Origin of the sequence: Paraburkholderia sp. BCC1876 (assembly GCF_902833695.1) — a bacterium.
Taxonomy (GTDB): Bacteria; Pseudomonadota; Gammaproteobacteria; order Burkholderiales; family Burkholderiaceae; genus Paraburkholderia.
Window position 1 is genome coordinate 1 of record NZ_CADFGI010000049.1, and the last position, 536, is coordinate 536.

Annotated in this window: 1 protein-coding gene; it reads left to right on the forward strand. The window is 71.5% G+C overall.

Annotation, left to right across the window (positions count from 1 at the left end):
* Nucleotides 1-89: 89 nt before the first annotated feature.
* A complete protein-coding gene (locus HWY05_RS37690; RefSeq protein WP_098152702.1) occupies nt 90-434 on the forward strand; it encodes a cupin domain-containing protein in 345 nt (114 codons plus the stop codon).
* The last annotated feature ends 102 nt before the right edge of the window (nt 435-536 follow it).

A 536-nucleotide genomic window follows, 5' to 3' on the forward strand; every position in this document is an offset into this window, starting at 1 on the left:
GCGGCTTGCCCCCCCCGCGGGGGGGCATACCGGGGCGCGGCCGCTCGCTACAGTCCAGCTCATCCCTTCTACACGGAATGAACCACGCAATGAGCAAACTGATTCAGGACATCGTCCCGCTGGGCGCCGGCCTCGGCGCATTCACGCGCCTCGACTACGGCATGGACGAATGCGACTGGCGCGCCGGCGCCGGCCCCAGCGCGGGCCACGTGATCGGCTGGTGGGAGGGGAAGGTCGGCGCGCTCGACTTCCCGGCCACCGAGGCGGACGAGGCGGTCTGGCTGGTCGAGGGGCGCGTCGCGCTGACCGACCTCGAGGGCAATCGCCAGGAGTTCGCGGCGGGGCAGGGTTATCTGCTGCCGGCCGGTTTCGCGGGCCGCTGGGAAACGCTCGAGGACGCGAAGAAGTTCTACGTGCTGCTCGAGAAGGCCTGAGCCGCGCCGCGCGATGTTTCCGCTCGCCGCCTCGCGTTGCCCGCGTGCTTGCCTCGCGCCCGCGGCACCCCGCATGAACCTCGTTTCGTCGCCGCGTCGCGG

What these genes read in the sequence shown, in the direction of transcription:
- HWY05_RS37690 (WP_098152702.1), top strand. Translation starts at nt 90, where the DNA reads ATGAGCAAACTGATTCAGGACATCGTCCCGCTGGGCGCCGGCCTCGGC.